At 60.9% G+C, this 14,663-nt stretch carries 13 protein-coding genes; 3 read left to right on the plus strand and 10 right to left on the minus strand.

The annotated features are described in order from the left end of the window. Positions 1–13: 13 nt before the first annotated feature. From DCO47_RS20550 to DCO47_RS20565, 4 genes are all read right to left on the minus strand, one after another. Positions 14–883, minus strand: coding sequence for a hydroxymethylglutaryl-CoA lyase (locus tag DCO47_RS20550; protein WP_256590221.1), 870 nt, complete (start codon positions 881–883; stop codon positions 14–16). Next, the gene (locus DCO47_RS20555; protein WP_116658810.1) at positions 880–2,073 is read right to left on the minus strand and encodes a CaiB/BaiF CoA-transferase family protein; all 1,194 of its coding nucleotides are present in this window, start codon (positions 2,071–2,073) and stop codon (positions 880–882) included. Before DCO47_RS20555 ends, DCO47_RS20550 begins: the two co-directional genes overlap by 4 nt. A gap of 248 nt (positions 2,074–2,321) precedes the next feature. Continuing rightward, positions 2,322–3,227 (minus strand): LysR family transcriptional regulator, encoded by a 906-nt coding sequence (locus DCO47_RS20560; protein ID WP_042608165.1) that lies wholly within the window; start codon positions 3,225–3,227, stop codon positions 2,322–2,324. A 61-nt stretch (positions 3,228–3,288) separates the two neighbouring features. Continuing rightward, entirely contained in the window at positions 3,289–4,599 is a 1,311-nt protein-coding gene (locus tag DCO47_RS20565) for a hypothetical protein (protein ID WP_116658811.1), read from the minus strand. Between the two features lie 218 nt (positions 4,600–4,817). Between DCO47_RS20565 and DCO47_RS20570 the strand changes: the two genes are divergently transcribed. After that, positions 4,818–5,495, plus strand: coding sequence for a hypothetical protein (locus tag DCO47_RS20570; RefSeq protein ID WP_177434360.1), 678 nt, complete (start codon positions 4,818–4,820; stop codon positions 5,493–5,495). On the opposite strand, the gene yiaY is transcribed toward DCO47_RS20570, so the two are convergent. Then, positions 5,456–6,604 (minus strand): L-threonine dehydrogenase, encoded by a 1,149-nt coding sequence (gene yiaY / locus DCO47_RS20575; protein ID WP_116658812.1) that lies wholly within the window; start codon positions 6,602–6,604, stop codon positions 5,456–5,458. The two genes, DCO47_RS20570 and yiaY, sit on opposite strands and share 40 nt — an antisense overlap. 154 nt (positions 6,605–6,758) lie before the next feature. Here yiaY and DCO47_RS20580 point away from each other — a divergent pair, with 154 nt between their 5' ends. Beyond that, positions 6,759–7,778 (plus strand): DUF4917 family protein, encoded by a 1,020-nt coding sequence (locus tag DCO47_RS20580; protein WP_116658813.1) that lies wholly within the window; start codon positions 6,759–6,761, stop codon positions 7,776–7,778. Positions 7,779–7,944: 166 nt separating this feature from the next. Here the strand turns inward: DCO47_RS20580 and DCO47_RS20585 are convergent, their stop codons facing one another. The 5 genes from DCO47_RS20585 to DCO47_RS20605 form a co-directional block, all read right to left on the minus strand. Next, positions 7,945–8,289: a YegP family protein gene (locus DCO47_RS20585; protein WP_116658814.1), complete on the minus strand. Its 345-nt coding sequence runs from the start codon at positions 8,287–8,289 to the stop codon at positions 7,945–7,947. 196 nt (positions 8,290–8,485) lie between these two features. Then, complete coding sequence (locus DCO47_RS20590) at positions 8,486–9,712, minus strand: SAM-dependent methyltransferase (RefSeq protein WP_064362634.1); 1,227 nt, start codon at positions 9,710–9,712, stop codon at positions 8,486–8,488. A gap of 312 nt (positions 9,713–10,024) precedes the next feature. Next, positions 10,025–10,642, minus strand: coding sequence for a TPM domain-containing protein (locus DCO47_RS20595; RefSeq protein ID WP_016771315.1), 618 nt, complete (start codon positions 10,640–10,642; stop codon positions 10,025–10,027). A gap of 33 nt (positions 10,643–10,675) precedes the next feature. Then, positions 10,676–11,431 (minus strand): YgcG family protein, encoded by a 756-nt coding sequence (locus tag DCO47_RS20600; RefSeq protein ID WP_042608172.1) that lies wholly within the window; start codon positions 11,429–11,431, stop codon positions 10,676–10,678. Positions 11,432–11,444: 13 nt separating this feature from the next. Further along, complete coding sequence (locus DCO47_RS20605) at positions 11,445–12,053, minus strand: LemA family protein (protein WP_042608173.1); 609 nt, start codon at positions 12,051–12,053, stop codon at positions 11,445–11,447. A gap of 258 nt (positions 12,054–12,311) precedes the next feature. Here DCO47_RS20605 and bglX point away from each other — a divergent pair, with 258 nt between their 5' ends. Further along, a complete protein-coding gene (bglX, locus tag DCO47_RS20610; protein ID WP_116658815.1) occupies positions 12,312–14,603 on the plus strand; it encodes a beta-glucosidase BglX in 2,292 nt (763 codons plus the stop codon). Positions 14,604–14,663 lie beyond the last annotated feature (60 nt).

The raw sequence follows: 14,663 nt of genomic DNA on the forward strand, positions 1-14,663 counted from the left end.
ATTCACCAGGTCTTCAGTGCAGATATTGCCCGACGCCCCCGGCGCAAACGGGCAACCTCCGAGGCCACCGAGCGCCGCATCGAAGCGCCGTGCATTGAGGGCACAGATTCACCAGGTCTTCAGTGCAGATATTGCCCGACGCCCCCGGCGCAAACGGGCAACCTCCGAGGCCACCGAGCGCCGCATCGAAGCGCCGTGCGCCGGCCTCGTAAGCGGCCAGCACGTTGCACAAACCGAGGCCACGGGTGTTATGGAAATGCAGGGTCAGATCGGCCGGCGAAACCCGCTGCAAAACACGCCGCACCACACGATCCACTTGACGCGGATTGGCCATGCCGGTGGTGTCGGCGAGGCTGATGCCCTGAATGCCGAGCTCCTGATAAGCGTCGACGATCTGCAGCACGCGATCCTCGTCAATCTTGCCTTCGAACGGGCAGCCGAAGGTGGTGGCAATGCTGCCGTTGAGGCGTACACCCGAGCCGCTGACAAACGCGACGATGTCAGCGAACGCTACCAGCGAATCCTCGCAACGCATGCGCATATTCGCGAGGTTGTGGGTCTGGCTGGCGGACATCACCAGATTCAACTCATCGGCCTTCGCCGCCACTGCCCGTTGTGCGCCTTTCATATTGGGGATCAGCGCCACGTAGATCACCCCCGGCTGGCGCTGAATGCCGATGAACACCTGCTCGCCGTCACGCAGGGCCGGGATGGCTTTGGGCGAAACGAACGAGCCGGCTTCGATGCGGCTGAATCCGGCCTGCGACAGTTGATCGATCAGGGCGATCTTGTCAGCGGTTTCCACCCAGGTCGGCTCGATCTGCAAACCGTCGCGGGGCGAGACTTCCTGGACGATCAGCTGGTGCGAATAGTCAGTGATCATTGCACGACCCCTTGGCCTTTCAGGCGTTCGATATCGAGTTCATTCAGGCCCAGCCCGGCCAGAATAGCGTCGGTGTGCTGGCCCAGTTTCGGCCCGGACCAGTTCACCCCGCCGGGGGTCTCCGAGAGCTTGGGGACGATGCCGGGCATCTTCACCGTTGCGCCGCCGGGCAGCTCGGCATTGAGCAGCATGTCCCGCGCCTGATAGTGCGGATCGGCGACGATGTCGGCCACCGAGTAGATGCGCCCGGCCGGCACTTCGGCGGCTTCGAGGGCGGCCAGTACCTCGTCGATCGGCAGGCTGCTGGTCCAGTGGGTGATGGCCGCATCGAGCAATCCGCTCTTGGCGGCGCGGCCGTCGTTGTGAGCAAATTCCTCTGCATCGGCCAGATCGGCGCGGCCGATGGTGTGCATCAAGCGCTTGTAGATCGGGTCGCTGTTGCCGGCGATCACCACGTAGGCACCGTCGGCGGTGAGGTAAGTGTTGGAGGGCGCGATACCCGGCAAGGCGCCGCCGCTGCGTTCGCGGACATGACCAAGCATGTCGTATTCCGGCACCAGACTTTCCATGACGTTGAACACGCTTTCGGCCAGCGACACATCGACAATCTGCCCGCCGCCCTGCCCGGTCTTGACCCGCAACAACGACATCAGCGCGCCGATCACCGCGTGCAGCGAGGCGAGCGAATCGCCGAGGCTGACGCCGACCCGCGCCGGTGGCGAATCGAGATTGCCGGTGGTGTAGCGGATGCCGCCCATGGCCTCGCCAATCGCACCGAAACCGGGACGGTCGCGGTACGGGCCGGTCTGGCCGTAGCCGGAGATACGCACCAGGGTCAGGTTCGGATTCAGCGCATGTAGCACGTCCCAACCTAGACCGAGTTTTTCCAGCGCGCCGGGGCGCAGATTTTCGATGATCACGTCGGCGTCGCCGGCCAGTTGCTTGACCAGTTCGATGCCTTCAGTAGATTTGAGGTTGAGTGCCAGGGATTTCTTGTTGCGCGATTGCAGGTACCACCACAGCGACGTGCCTTCGTGCAGCTTGCGCCATTTGCGCAGCGGGTCGCCCTGGCCCATGGCTTCGATCTTGATCACCTCGGCGCCGAACTCGGCAAGCATGCGCGCGGCAAACGGCGCGGCGATCAGGGTGCCGATCTCGATCACTTTGATTGCACTCAAAGGGGCAGTCATCGCGGTGTACCTCTTGTTCTTGGAATAGGTGGCCAAGGCTAGAGGAACGATGATTGGACAATCCAGCCGTCTCTCGGCAATGAGCGTTCGCGAAATGCGAATGCTCCAGAAAGTTTCGGTGACCTCAGGTCAGCCATCGCGAGCAGGCTCACTCCTACAGGTTTTGCGTCGCCCACAGATTTGAGTTCACCCAGATCCCCTGTAGGAGCGAGCCTGCTCGCGAAGAGGCCATCAGCCGCAATGAAGATCTACGGCGCACGCAAATGCTCAAACAACATTCGGCTCACCGGCGACAATCCCGCTTCATCGCGCACCACTACTATCAGCGCACGGTCCGACCAGGCATCGGTCAGCGGCACCGCCCGCAATCCCAGCGCCTGACCAAACAACTCATAGGCTCGCTGCGGCAGAATGCCGATGCCCATGTTCGCCTGCACCATCCGGCACACCGCATCGAATCCCGGCACATGAATGCGGATGCGCAGAACTTTGCCGGCCTGTCGCGCCGCCGCGTGGGTACGCATGTTGATCGAGCTGGCCGCGTGCAAACCGACGTAGTCACTGTCGAGAGTTTCGTGGAAGGTCACCGATTCGCGCGTCGCCAATGGATGCTCCGGGAGCATCACCACCACCAGTTTGTCCTGGCGGTACAACACGCTGTGCAGGCCTTTGGTATCGCTGTCATCGGAGCAGATGCCGAGGTCCGCGACGCCATCGAGCACGCCCTGAATCACCCCGGCGCTAGGCCGTTCTTCAAGGTCGGTCTTGACCTGCGGATGCTGCGCAGAGAAGTCACGCAAGTCTTCGGGCAGAAACTGAATGATTGCTGAAAGATTGGCCAGCATGCGCACGTAACCGCGCACCCCGTGGCTGTGCTCACCCAGCTCCAGGCCCATTTTTTCCACGTTGAAAAGCATCTGTCGCGCATGGTGCAACAGGGTTTCACCGGCCGCGGTGAGGACCATGCCTTTGGCCTGGCGCACGAACAGTGCGATGCCCAGCGCTTCCTCCAATTCCATCAGACGCTTGCTCGCCGCCGACACCGCAATGGCTTCGCGCGCAGCCGCACGGGTCAGCGTGCCTTCCTCGTGGACGGCGACGAACAGTTGCAGGGTGATCAGGTCGAGGCGGCGGATCAGGCTTTTTTGCAGCATGGGACACTCGAAGACAGGTTCATTCGAGTCGGCAGGATAGCCCGGTTTTACCTGTGCCTGCTCAAAGGCCAGTGCTGTCACGGCGCTTCGTCGCAGAGGCGGTCAGCAAGCGGACCAACTTCGCGCTGTCGTCCTTGCGACCCAACACCAGGATCGAAGAGCCTTGCGCACAGGCATCGATGGCGGGCCACGAAATATCCTTCGCGCCATCGACATCGAAACAATCATCCTCCGCGCCGTCAACCAGAAAGCCCGCCGTCAGCAAGCCACGCGTGCTGCCCGAGGTCTGTCCGACCGCAACGATCCGTTGGCCATCGATATCGTCCAGCGCGAAACCCGCTTGCCATTGCCTGAGGTCCAGTGCCCCTGTCGCTGGGGTGATCACAGGATTTTTGCGATTGAACGTTTCATCCATCGCACCGGTGTAAGTGATACCGCTGATGAACGCATGTTGAAGTTTCTCACCTTCAGATGACTCGACCGCCGAACCAAGCAAGAGCAGGCGCGCTGCCGTTTGCACAACAATCTCCGCCACGCTGCTTTCAAGCGGCTTGCCATCCCGTTGGATATTCAGCAGCAAAATCCCCTCGTCGCCGAATGCTTTTGCGAGGTTGCCGCTGTGATCGAACGCCATGACCAACCCCTGGTTGGTTATTTCTGTCTTGCCGTGCACAAGAATCAGCCCACTGCCGAGCTGGACGATCCCGAGCAAGGAAATGGCCACCCTCGGCAGGGTCAGGGGCATCCAGCCGTTGGCAGCGAACGTCAAATCGTCCGAGCCGTCGAAATGCAGCCGCGTGAGCAAGCCACTGCCGCTTTGCGAGGTGACAAACAGCAGCCTGTCCGGCTCGGTCACCTGTGGAACAGATTTCGCCAGGATCAGATGCCCATGCGTGGCACCGCCCAGCGATGGAATACGCATGGGCACAATCCGATAGCCGCTCCGGTCGCCGCCGAACTCGATGTCCGGCGAGCCGTCGGGGGAAAACCGGGCGATGACTTGCTGGTATTCCAAAGCCTTGTCTGTGACCACGCCGACCACACCGCACATCCAGATCCGTCCGAGCGCATCAACGATCAAGGATCCGCCTTGCGATAGCAGGCCGGTACCGAACTGGCCGCAGAGATAGCCGCCATCACCAAAGGCCGGATCCGGATTTCCATTGCCATCCAGACGCGCGAGGCCGTAGTACGAATGGCCCGACTGCTCGACCGTTGCGCTGACCATGATCTGCCCCGACGGGGTGATCGCCACGCCTCTGCCAATGGTTTTGCTCGCTCCGGGAAATTCGAGCGTTCGTTGCCCAAACAGCTCATCGAGCTCCCCGGCTGACTGCGCGTTTGGTGAGTTTGCCGCGGCGGAGTTCGACATGTTCGTATGCTCTTGAAGAGATCGACTCGATCCCCTTGTCCGGAGCATTCGACCTGAAGAAGCCATTGCAGACAACTGACATAAATGACAGTTTTTCAGAAGAAAACGAAATTACTCACCGATCAAAAAAGCCTGAAGAACTGGTAGTTCTTACAGGTTCTAAGTCAGGCACGTCATGCCAACCTCAGCGTTCATATCCGCCGTAGACGAGAAGAACGATGAGCACTCGCGACGAGCAAATTTCACAACCGCCACCGGCCCCGACCATCACCTATCCAGAACAGGGCAGCACGACCGGGCCTGCAACACTGTTGCTCGGCAGCGGCATACCCGATGCGCTTGTGCAGGTCTGGAACATTGAAAATACCCATTCGCTCGGCGCAGGAAAGGTCAGCGCAAATGGACGATGGGCATTCAGCATCAGCGGCGTTCAGGCTCAGGGCGAGCAAAGGATTCACGCCCACCAGACGTATGCAGGCAACACGTCGCAATGGAGTGACGAGCGCGCATATGAGGTGCGACTGCGGCCCGCCATCGACGTCCCGCTCGTTCTCGAACCGATAGAGGGAGCACAGGTTGCCGCGCCTCCGGTGTTTTCGGGAGATGTCACACGGGCCGAAGGTTTCGTCAGTATTTTCGATCTGGACACCGGCCTGGAGATTGCCCGGGCCCGGGTCGAAAGCGACCGAAAATGGGCAACCCCGGCTGAGCACCGCTTGCCCGTCGGGCAGTACCGGATATCCGCTGTTCACAACATTGCCGGCGAAACTTCAGATTGGGGCCGTGTGCGGACATTTACCGTCGCGGCACGAACAGGCGATGAACTACTCGGCGTCGCTCGCCTTCGCGCCCTCACTCAAAACGCATTACGGAAAATCTCTTCGATCTGGCGCTGATCCGCCGCTCGCGGATTGGTCAGTCCGCAGGCGTCTTTCAAGGCATTGGCGGCGAGCACCGGGATGTCGCTGAGCTTCGCGCCCAGCTCACGCAGTCCGCCGGGAATCTCGACGTCTTTGGCGAGGCTGCGAATGGCATGGATCGCCGCTTGCGCACCCTCCTCCGCGCTGAAACCACGAATATCCGCGCCCATGGCGTGAGCGACATCCCTGAGTCGATCAGCACAGACCAGCGCATTGAAGCTCTGCACATGCGGCAACAGTACGGCGTTGCACACGCCGTGGGGCAAGTCATAGTAGCCGCCCAGTTGATGCGCCATGGCGTGGACGAAACCCAGCGACGCATTATTGAAGGCCATACCGGCGAGGAACTGCGCGTAAGCCATGTTCTCCCGCGCCGCCAGGTCGCTGCCGTCGCGCACGGCCAGGCGCAGGTTGCTGCTGATCAGGCTCATGGCCTTCAGCGCGCAAGCGTCGGTGATCGGGTTGGCGGCGGTCGAAACGTAGGCTTCGATGGCGTGGGTCAGTGCGTCCATGCCAGTGGCGGCGGTCAGGCCCTTGGGCATCGCGACCATCAACTCCGGGTCGTTGACCGACAGCAGCGGCGTGACGTTGCGGTCGACGATGGCCATTTTCACGTGGCGCGATTCGTCGGTGATGATGCAGAAGCGGGTCATCTCGCTAGCCGTACCCGCGGTGGTGTTGATGGCGATCAGCGGCAGTTGCGGTTTGCTGGAGCGGTCGACGCCCTCGTAATCGCCGATCTGCCCGCCATTGGTCGCGCACAGGGCAATGCCCTTGGCGCAATCGTGCGGCGAGCCGCCGCCCAGTGACACGACAAAATCACAGTGGCTTTCCTTCAACAGCCCCAGACCCGATTCGACATTGGCCGTGCTCGGGTTCGGTCTGGCGCCATCGAAGATCACCGAATCGATATCCTGCATCGCCAGTTTCTCGGCGATCATTGCGGCCACGCCGGCCTTGGCCAGCCCGCTGTCGGTGACGATCAGCGCCTTGCGAAAGCCATAATTGCGAATCGCGAGCATCGCTTCATCGAGGCAGCCGCTGCCCATGATGTTGACCGCCGGAATGAAGAAGGTGCTGCTCATCGTGTGTCTCCTGACTGGAGCCGGATCGACTGCCTCGATTCGGCGGGTGCACACAGCATCGACCGATCGGTCACCAGCAATGTTGATCTGGCTCAATGTCCGCTCGTGATAAAGTCGCCGTCCATCTGCCCTTTGTTTTGAGACCGCCCACGCAATGACCGATTTTCTCAATGTCGACGCCACCCTCGAAGACTGGAATGCCCTGCGCACCACGACCGCTTTCAGCGGTTTGCTGGTGGGCAACGGCGCCAGTCGCGCGGTATGGGATGACTTCGGCTACGACTCGCTGTTCGAAAACGCCCGTACGGTCGAAGAGAAACCGCTGAGCCCATCGGAACTGGCGGTATTCGACGCGCTGCAAACCCGCAGCTTCGAGCAAGTGCTGGGCGCCCTGAAAACCACCAGCCGGGTCAACAAGGCCCTGGCGGTCAGCTCGGCGGCGCCGCGCAATCGCTATTACGCGATCAAGGAAGCGCTGATCAACACCGTGCACGCGGTGCACATCCCGTGGCGGCTGGTGCAGCCTTCGACGCTGACGGTGCTGAATGCAGAACTGGCGCGCTATCGCACGGTGTTCACCACCAACTACGACCTGCTCAACTATTGGGCGCTGCAACACCCGGGCGAAGCCATCGACGATCTGTTCAACGGCGCGGACGCCAGTTTCGACCTGAGCCAAAGCGCCACGGACAAACCGCGCCTGCTGTACATGCACGGTGGTCTGCATCTGGTGCGCAATCAAGACGGCACCGCGCGCAAACTGACTTCGACCGAGGGCACTCTGCTCGGCAGTTTCGCGATCAACAATACGATCAAGACGCTGGATGACGTGCCGCTGTTCGTCACCGAAGGACCGAGCGCCGACAAGCTCAAGACTATTCGCAGCTCGGATTATCTGTCGTTCTGCTATGAGCAGTTACTGGCCCATGGCGACAGCCTGTGCATCTTCGGCCATGCCTTGGGCGAGCAGGATGCGCATCTGGTGCGCGCGCTGCGGTTGGCTAACCCGAAGTGCGTGGCGATCTCGATTTATCCGCGCAGCGCGGCGTTCATCCAGCATCAGAAGCGTCACTACGCCAAGGTGTTTGAAGGTACCGGGGTTGAGTTGCGGTTTTTTGATGCCAAGAGCCATGCCCTCGGTGATCCGAAATTGTCGGTACCGGTTGAGGTTTGATATTGGCCGGGCTGACGCGTTCGCGAGCAGGCTCGCTCCCACAATGGAATGTATTCCAACTGTAGGAGTGAGCCTGCTCGCGATAGCGGTCCGACAGGCGACATCTGAGTTGGATCTGATCGCCTCATCGCGAGCAGGCTCACTCCTACAAGGGAATTCGGTACCCTCAGAGGACCGGCAGGGTCTTGTCCTTGATGACTGTGGTCGGGCCGTTGGCCTTCACGCTGGCGATGCCCTTGTCACAGGCGCCATCCGATGAATACGACTCGCTGCTGCCGATGATCTGGTGATTGGCCGCCTTGAGATTGAAGTAGGGATGGCCATCCCTGGTCGACTTTTTCTCGTAGCGCTCATCCAGCGGGCTGTTGCTCTGAACCGCAGCAATGCCGCCGTCGGCACTGGCGCGGGTGCTGTAGAGCTCGCTGGTCAGAATCGTTTCGGCATTCGCCGCTTTCAACACGAACCTGAATTGGCCGTTGCTGCTTTTGCTCACTTCGTACCATCCGGACATGCCTGTTCCTCCTTGGGGGCGATTGCGAGATCTCGCGCTTCAGAGTAAAGACCAGCACCTGCGATCTGTCGCCTGAGCCGACTGCAAGCTGCAAGCTGCAAGCTGCAAGCTGCAAGAAAAAGCAGGATCACCCAAATCAGGCACACCAGCGTCATGCTTCACTTGCAGCTTGCCGCTTGAAGCTTGCAGCTGCCTCTCAAGGCATATAGCCGTCGGCGCGCAGCAGGGTTTCCAGGCAGTGTTCGCTGATGTGGTAGAAGGCTTTGAGCTCTTCGATCTTCGCCAACAGCTGCGACGGATCGACCGGTTCGGTGCGTTTCACCGCGAGAATCATCTTGTTCTTGTTGGTGTGTTCCAGCGAGATGAACTCGAAGACCTTGGTCTCGTAACCACAGGCTTCGAGGAACAGCGCGCGCAGGCTGTCGGTGACCATTTCCGCCTGCTGGCCGAGGTGCAGACCGTATTGCAGCATCGGCTTGAGCAGCGCCGGGCTCTGGATCTGCAGGCGGATCTGTTTGTGGCAGCACGGCGAGCACATGATGATCGACGCGCCCGAGCGGATGCCGGTGTGGATCGCGTAATCGGTGGCGATGTCGCACGCATGCAAGGCGATCATCACGTCCAGCTCGCTCGGCGCCACTGTGCGCACGTCACCGCATTTGAACACCAGCCCCGGATGCTCGAGCTTCGCCGCTGCGGCATTGCACAGGTTGACCATTTCTTCGCGCAGCTCGACGCCGGTGACTTCGCCCTCGGCCTTCAGGGTGTTGCGCAGGTAGTCGTGAATGGCAAACGTCAGGTAGCCCTTGCCCGAACCGAAATCGGCGACCCGCACCGGTTTGTCCAGCGCCAGCGGCGAGGAGGTCAAGGCGTGACTGAACACTTCGATGAACTTGTTGATCTGCTTCCACTTGCGCGACATCGCCGGGATCAGTTCATGCTGAGCGTTGGTCACGCCCAGGTCCTTGAGGAACGGGCGGCTCAATTCGAGGAAGCGGTTTTTCTCGCGGTTGTGCTCGGCGGACGGCGCTTCGCGCAATTGCTGAGGCTTGCTCTTGAACAGAGAACTCTTGCCCTTTTTGCTGTATTCCAGCTGCGCTTCGTCGGTCAGCGCCAGCAAGTGGGCATTTTTGAACGAGGTCGGCAGCAGCCCGGCAATCAGCGCCACGCCCTCGCTCAGCGGCAGGTTCTTGGTGATGTCGCGGGTCTTGTAGCGATAAACGAACGACAGGCACGGCTGCGCCTTGACCGTCACCGGCTTGATGATGACCCGCTGCAGATCCGCCTCTTCACCGACGTACTTGGCCAGCACCAGTTTGATGAAGCCGTTGTCGTCGAGGCTGGTTTGCAGCAGCTCGATGAACTGGGCGTGGTGATCTGGGGCCGGTCTGGCGGACGGCGCGGAAGGTGCGGTAACGGACATGGACAAACGGCCTCGGACGGGCGGAATCGGGAATAGCGGGTATTTTAGGGGGGATGGAGATTGGGGACACCCTCTTATTTACCCAACGGTCCAGAAGCCCCTCACCCCAGCCCTCTCTCGGAGGGAGAGGGGGCCGATCGAGGTGTCTTGCGCTCGACATCGACCTGAACGACCGAGTCGACTATGGCTGTCAGGATTTGAGTTCGACTCGGCATTTCAGGTCGGCGGAACTCGACAGAACACCTCGGTCGGCTCCCTCTCCCTCTGGGAGAGGGCTGGGGTGAGGGTCTGGATCTCAAGCGAGAAGGAATATCAGCCCAGAACCACCAACCGATTCGGCAACTCGTTCCGCACCTGCGTCACCGGCACATGCACCTTCAACAACTCGCCACAGGCCTCTACGCAGGTGACAAACCCCTCCAGCGTGCGGCCCTGGCGGACCTGTTCGGTAAACGCTGCGACGATCGCATCCCAGTTGCTGTTATCCAGCCGTTTGGAAATCCCCTCGTCCACCAGAATCTCCACATAGCGCTCAGCCTCGCAGACGAAAATCAGCATGCCCGTACTGCCCACGGTGTGGTGCAGGTTCTGCTCAAGAAACTGCCGCCGCGCCAGGTTGGAGGCGCGCCAGTGGCGCACGCGGCGCGGCACCAGATGGGTGGTGATCTTTGGCAGGCGAAACAGCAGGCAGAGGACGATGAACATGCCCCACTGCACCAGCAACAGACTGCGCAGGGTCAGCCAGCCCGTGAGGTAGTGCACGATGCCCGGCAACACCAGCGCCAGCAGACTGGCCCAGAGCAGCGGGATGTACGCGTAATCGTCGGCGCGGGCAGCGAGCACCGTGACCAGCTCGGCGTCGGTGTCGCGTTCGACCCGGGCAATGGCCTCGGCGACTTTGCGTTGTTCGTGTTCAGTCAGTAATGCCATGTCGAAAAGTGCCTGCTCATTATTCTTTTGATCTCACCAGCCGCCGGACGAACCGCCGCCGCCGAAACTGCCCCCGCCACCGCTGAAGCCACCGCCTCCGCCACCGCCGCCAAAGCCGCCACCACCGCCGAAACCGCCCCCTCCTCCGGAGCCGCCCCGACCGGCAGGCAGGATACCGAGCATCTGGCAGACAAACACCGTCAGGATGAACAACATCACCAGAAACATGAACAGCGCCGGATGCCGCGAGATGAAATCATCCGCCGGGTCGCCGCTGGATTCGTACACGGTGGACGGCTCATCGAGCGGATTGCCGCCCAATACCACCAGCATCGCCGCAACGCCATCGCTGATGCCTTTGCTGAAGTTGCCGGTCTTGAACGCCGGGGTGATGACCTGATGGATGATCACCGACGACTGCGCATCGGTCAGGCGATCTTCCAGGCCATAGCCGACTTCGATGCGCAGTTTGCGCTCGTCACGGGCGACGATCAGCAGCGCACCGTTGTTCTTGTCCTTCTGGCCGATGCCCCAGTGCCGACCGAGCTGAACGCCGAAATCCTCGATGGTCGTGCCCTGCAGGTCCGGCAGCGTGACCACCACCAATTGCTCGCCAGTGGCCTGTTCGTGCGCCTGCAATTGCTGGCTGAGTTGCGCGCGCACCGTTGGCTCGAGCATTTGTGCCTGATCGACCACGCGTCCGCTCAGCGGCGGAAACGTCAATTCGGCCCGGGCGCTGACGGCGAACAGCCACAGCATCAGCACCAGGCCCAGTTTCAACACACGCATGGGCAACCTCGAATCAGAATTTCACTTCCGGGGCCTTTTCCGCGCCGGGCGTGGTGGCTTCGAAGGTTTCGCGCATCGGCAGATCGCTGTACATCACGCTGTGCCACAGGCGACCGGGGAAGGTACGGATCTCGGTGTTGTATTTCTGCACCGCCAGAATGAAATCGCGACGCGCCACGGCAATCCGGTTTTCCGTGCCTTCAAGTTGCGATTGCAAGGCGAGGAAATTCTGGTTGGCCTTCAGATCCGGGTAGCGCTCGGAGACCACCATCAGACGGCTCAACGCGCCGGTCAGTTGATCCTGCGCCTGCTGGAACTGCTTGAGCTTCTCGGGATTGTCGAGGGTGCTGGCATCGACCTGAATCGACGTTGCCTTGGCCCGTGCCTCGATCACTGCAGTCAGGGTTTCCTGTTCGTGGGCCGCGTAGCCCTTCACGGTTTCCACCAGATTGGGAATCAGGTCGGCGCGGCGCTGGTACTGGTTCTGCACCTGGCCCCAGGCGGCTTTCGCCTGTTCATCGAGGGTCGGGATATTGTTGATGCCGCACGCGGTCAACAGCGTGGCGAACACCAGCAACGTGGCGATCTGTAGCCGTGAACGAGAGGTTGGGCTGATATTCATTGCAGTGATGCTCCATGACACATTTGATTTAAAAACCGAGCGCTGGGCATTCCCGGCCAGCGGTTGGGGCATAATCGGCGCCGCCACTGGCATGCGACGGGTTAATCGGCTAAAAAGTGCCCTTCGTGTTCACATTGCCGCGGTCGGCTGCGGTTTTCCGGCTCAGGGTTTTGCGCCGGTACCCGAACAACAATAGTCGCTCCCTACATTTTGGCTGGCCGGTGTTGCCTCACCGTTTGGGCCCTTGAGAAAAAATTCATGAAGAAGCTGTGTTTGCTGGGTCTGTTCGTCAGCCTGGCCAGTCATCAGGTACTGGCCGCCACGACCCCGGTGCCCCTGGAGAACAAGGACGCTTTCATCAGCAACCTGATGAAACAAATGACCCTCGACGAGAAGATCGGCCAGTTGCGCCTGATCAGCATCGGCCCGGAAATGCCCCGCGAGCTGATCCGCAAGGAGATCGCCGCCGGCAACATCGGCGGGACCTTCAACTCGATCACCCGCGCGGAAAACCGTCCGATGCAGGACGCTGCCATGCGCAGTCGCCTGAAGATTCCGATGTTTTTCGCGTACGACGTGATCCACGGTCACCGTACGATTTTCCCGATTCCGCTGGCCCTCGCGTCGAGCTGGGACATGGACGCCATCGGCCAGTCCGGTCGGGTTGCGGCGAAAGAAGCCGCCGCTGACAGTCTCGACATCACCTTTGCGCCGATGGTCGATATCTCCCGCGACCCGCGCTGGGGCCGCAGTTCCGAAGGTTTCGGTGAAGACACCTACCTGACTTCGCGCATCGCCAAAGTCATGGTCAAGGCCTATCAGGGCGAAACCCCGAGCGCCGCCGACAGCATCATGGCCAGCGTCAAGCACTTCGCCCTGTACGGCGCGGTCGAGGGCGGGCGCGACTACAACACCGTCGACATGAGCCCGGTGAAGATGTACCAGGATTACCTGCCGCCCTACCGCGCGGCGATCGATGCCGGTGCTGGCGGTGTGATGGTGGCGTTGAACTCGATCAACGGCATTCCGGCCACGGCCAACACCTGGCTGATGAACGATCTGCTGCGCAAGGATTGGGGCTTCAAGGGCCTGGCGGTCAGCGACCACGGCGCGATCTTCGAACTGATCAAGCACGGCGTCGCCCGCGACGGTCGTGAAGCGGCGAAGCTGGCGATCAAGGCCGGCATCGACATGAGTATGAACGACACCCTCTACGGCAAAGAGCTGCCGGGGCTGCTCAAGTCCGGCGAAATCGAACAGAAAGACATCGACAACGCTGTGCGCGAAGTGCTCGCGGCCAAGTACGACATGGGCCTGTTCAAGGATCCGTACCTGCGCATCGGCAAGGCTGCAGATGATCCGGCCGACACCTACGCCGAAAACCGCCTGCACCGCCCCGAGGCCCGTGAGGTGGCGCGTCGCAGTCTGGTGCTGCTGAAGAATCAGAACGAAACCCTGCCGCTGAAGAAAGACGCGAAAATCGCCCTGGTCGGCCCGCTGGCCAAAGCGCCGATCGACATGATGGGCAGTTGGGCCGCCGCCGGGCGTCCGGCGCAATCGGTCACCTTGTTCGATGGCATGAGTGCGGTGATTGGCGACAAGGCCAACCTGATCTACGCCCGTGGCGCCAACATCACAGGCGACAAGAAGGTCCTCGATTACCTCAACTTCCTCAACTTCGATGCCCCGGAAGTGGTCGATGACCCGCGCCCGGCCAATGTGCTGATCGACGAAGCGCTGAAAGCGGCAAAGGATGCTGACGTGATCGTCGCGGCTGTCGGTGAGTCCCGTGGCATGTCCCACGAATCCTCGAGCCGCACTGACCTGAACATCCCGGAAACCCAGCGCGAATTGATCCGCGCGCTGAAAGCCACTGGCAAACCGCTGGTGCTGGTGTTGATGAACGGCCGTCCACTGACGATTCTCGAAGAGAACCAGTCGGCCGACGCGATTCTGGAAACCTGGTTCAGCGGCACCGAGGGCGGCAACGCCATCGCCGACGTGCTGTTCGGCGACTACAATCCGTCGGGCAAACTGCCGGTTACTTTCCCGCGCTCCGTGGGCCAGATCCCGACCTACTACAACCACTTGAGCATCGGCCGGCCGTTCACGCCGGGCAAACCGGGCAATTACACCTCGCAGTACTTCGATGACACCACCGGCCCGCTGTTTCCGTTTGGTTACGGCCTGAGCTACACCACGTTTGCCCTGAGCGACATGGCGCTGTCATCGACCACGCTGAATGCCACGGGCAAGCTCGACGCCAGCGTCATGGTCAAGAACACCGGCAAGCGTGACGGCGAAACCGTGGTGCAGTTGTACATCCAGGACGTCACCGGCTCGATGATCCGCCCGGTGAAAGAACTGAAGAACTTCCAGAAGATCATGCTCAAGGCCGGCGAACAGAAAGTCGTGCACTTCACCATCACCGAGGACGACCTGAAGTTCTACAACGCCCAGCTCAAATACGCAGCCGAGCCTGGCAAGTTCAACGTACAGATCGGCCTGGATTCGCAGGCGGTGACGCAGCAGAGCTTTGAATTGCTGTAACCCATGAAAGCAAAAGATCGCAGCCTTCGGCAGCTCCTACAGGGTGTACACCCTGCCATT

The sequence above is a fragment of the Pseudomonas sp. NDM genome (assembly GCF_003105095.1).
GTDB lineage: Bacteria > Pseudomonadota > Gammaproteobacteria > Pseudomonadales > Pseudomonadaceae > Aquipseudomonas > Aquipseudomonas moraviensis_A.

What these genes read in the sequence shown, in the direction of transcription:
- DCO47_RS20570 (WP_177434360.1), top strand. Translation starts at nt 4,818, where the DNA reads ATGAGCACTCGCGACGAGCAAATTTCACAACCGCCACCGGCCCCGACC.
- DCO47_RS20555 (WP_116658810.1), bottom strand. Translation starts at nt 2,073, where the DNA reads ATGACTGCCCCTTTGAGTGCAATCAAAGTGATCGAGATCGGCACCCTG.
- DCO47_RS20595 (WP_016771315.1), bottom strand. Translation starts at nt 10,642, where the DNA reads ATGGCATTACTGACTGAACACGAACAACGCAAAGTCGCCGAGGCCATT.
- yiaY (WP_116658812.1), bottom strand. Translation starts at nt 6,604, where the DNA reads ATGAGCAGCACCTTCTTCATTCCGGCGGTCAACATCATGGGCAGCGGC.
- DCO47_RS20560 (WP_042608165.1), bottom strand. Translation starts at nt 3,227, where the DNA reads ATGCTGCAAAAAAGCCTGATCCGCCGCCTCGACCTGATCACCCTGCAA.
- DCO47_RS20565 (WP_116658811.1), bottom strand. Translation starts at nt 4,599, where the DNA reads ATGTCGAACTCCGCCGCGGCAAACTCACCAAACGCGCAGTCAGCCGGG.
- DCO47_RS20550 (WP_256590221.1), bottom strand. Translation starts at nt 883, where the DNA reads ATGATCACTGACTATTCGCACCAGCTGATCGTCCAGGAAGTCTCGCCC.
- DCO47_RS20605 (WP_042608173.1), bottom strand. Translation starts at nt 12,053, where the DNA reads ATGAATATCAGCCCAACCTCTCGTTCACGGCTACAGATCGCCACGTTG.
- bglX (WP_116658815.1), top strand. Translation starts at nt 12,312, where the DNA reads ATGAAGAAGCTGTGTTTGCTGGGTCTGTTCGTCAGCCTGGCCAGTCAT.
- DCO47_RS20600 (WP_042608172.1), bottom strand. Translation starts at nt 11,431, where the DNA reads ATGCGTGTGTTGAAACTGGGCCTGGTGCTGATGCTGTGGCTGTTCGCC.
- DCO47_RS20590 (WP_064362634.1), bottom strand. Translation starts at nt 9,712, where the DNA reads ATGTCCGTTACCGCACCTTCCGCGCCGTCCGCCAGACCGGCCCCAGAT.
- DCO47_RS20580 (WP_116658813.1), top strand. Translation starts at nt 6,759, where the DNA reads ATGACCGATTTTCTCAATGTCGACGCCACCCTCGAAGACTGGAATGCC.
- DCO47_RS20585 (WP_116658814.1), bottom strand. Translation starts at nt 8,289, where the DNA reads ATGTCCGGATGGTACGAAGTGAGCAAAAGCAGCAACGGCCAATTCAGG.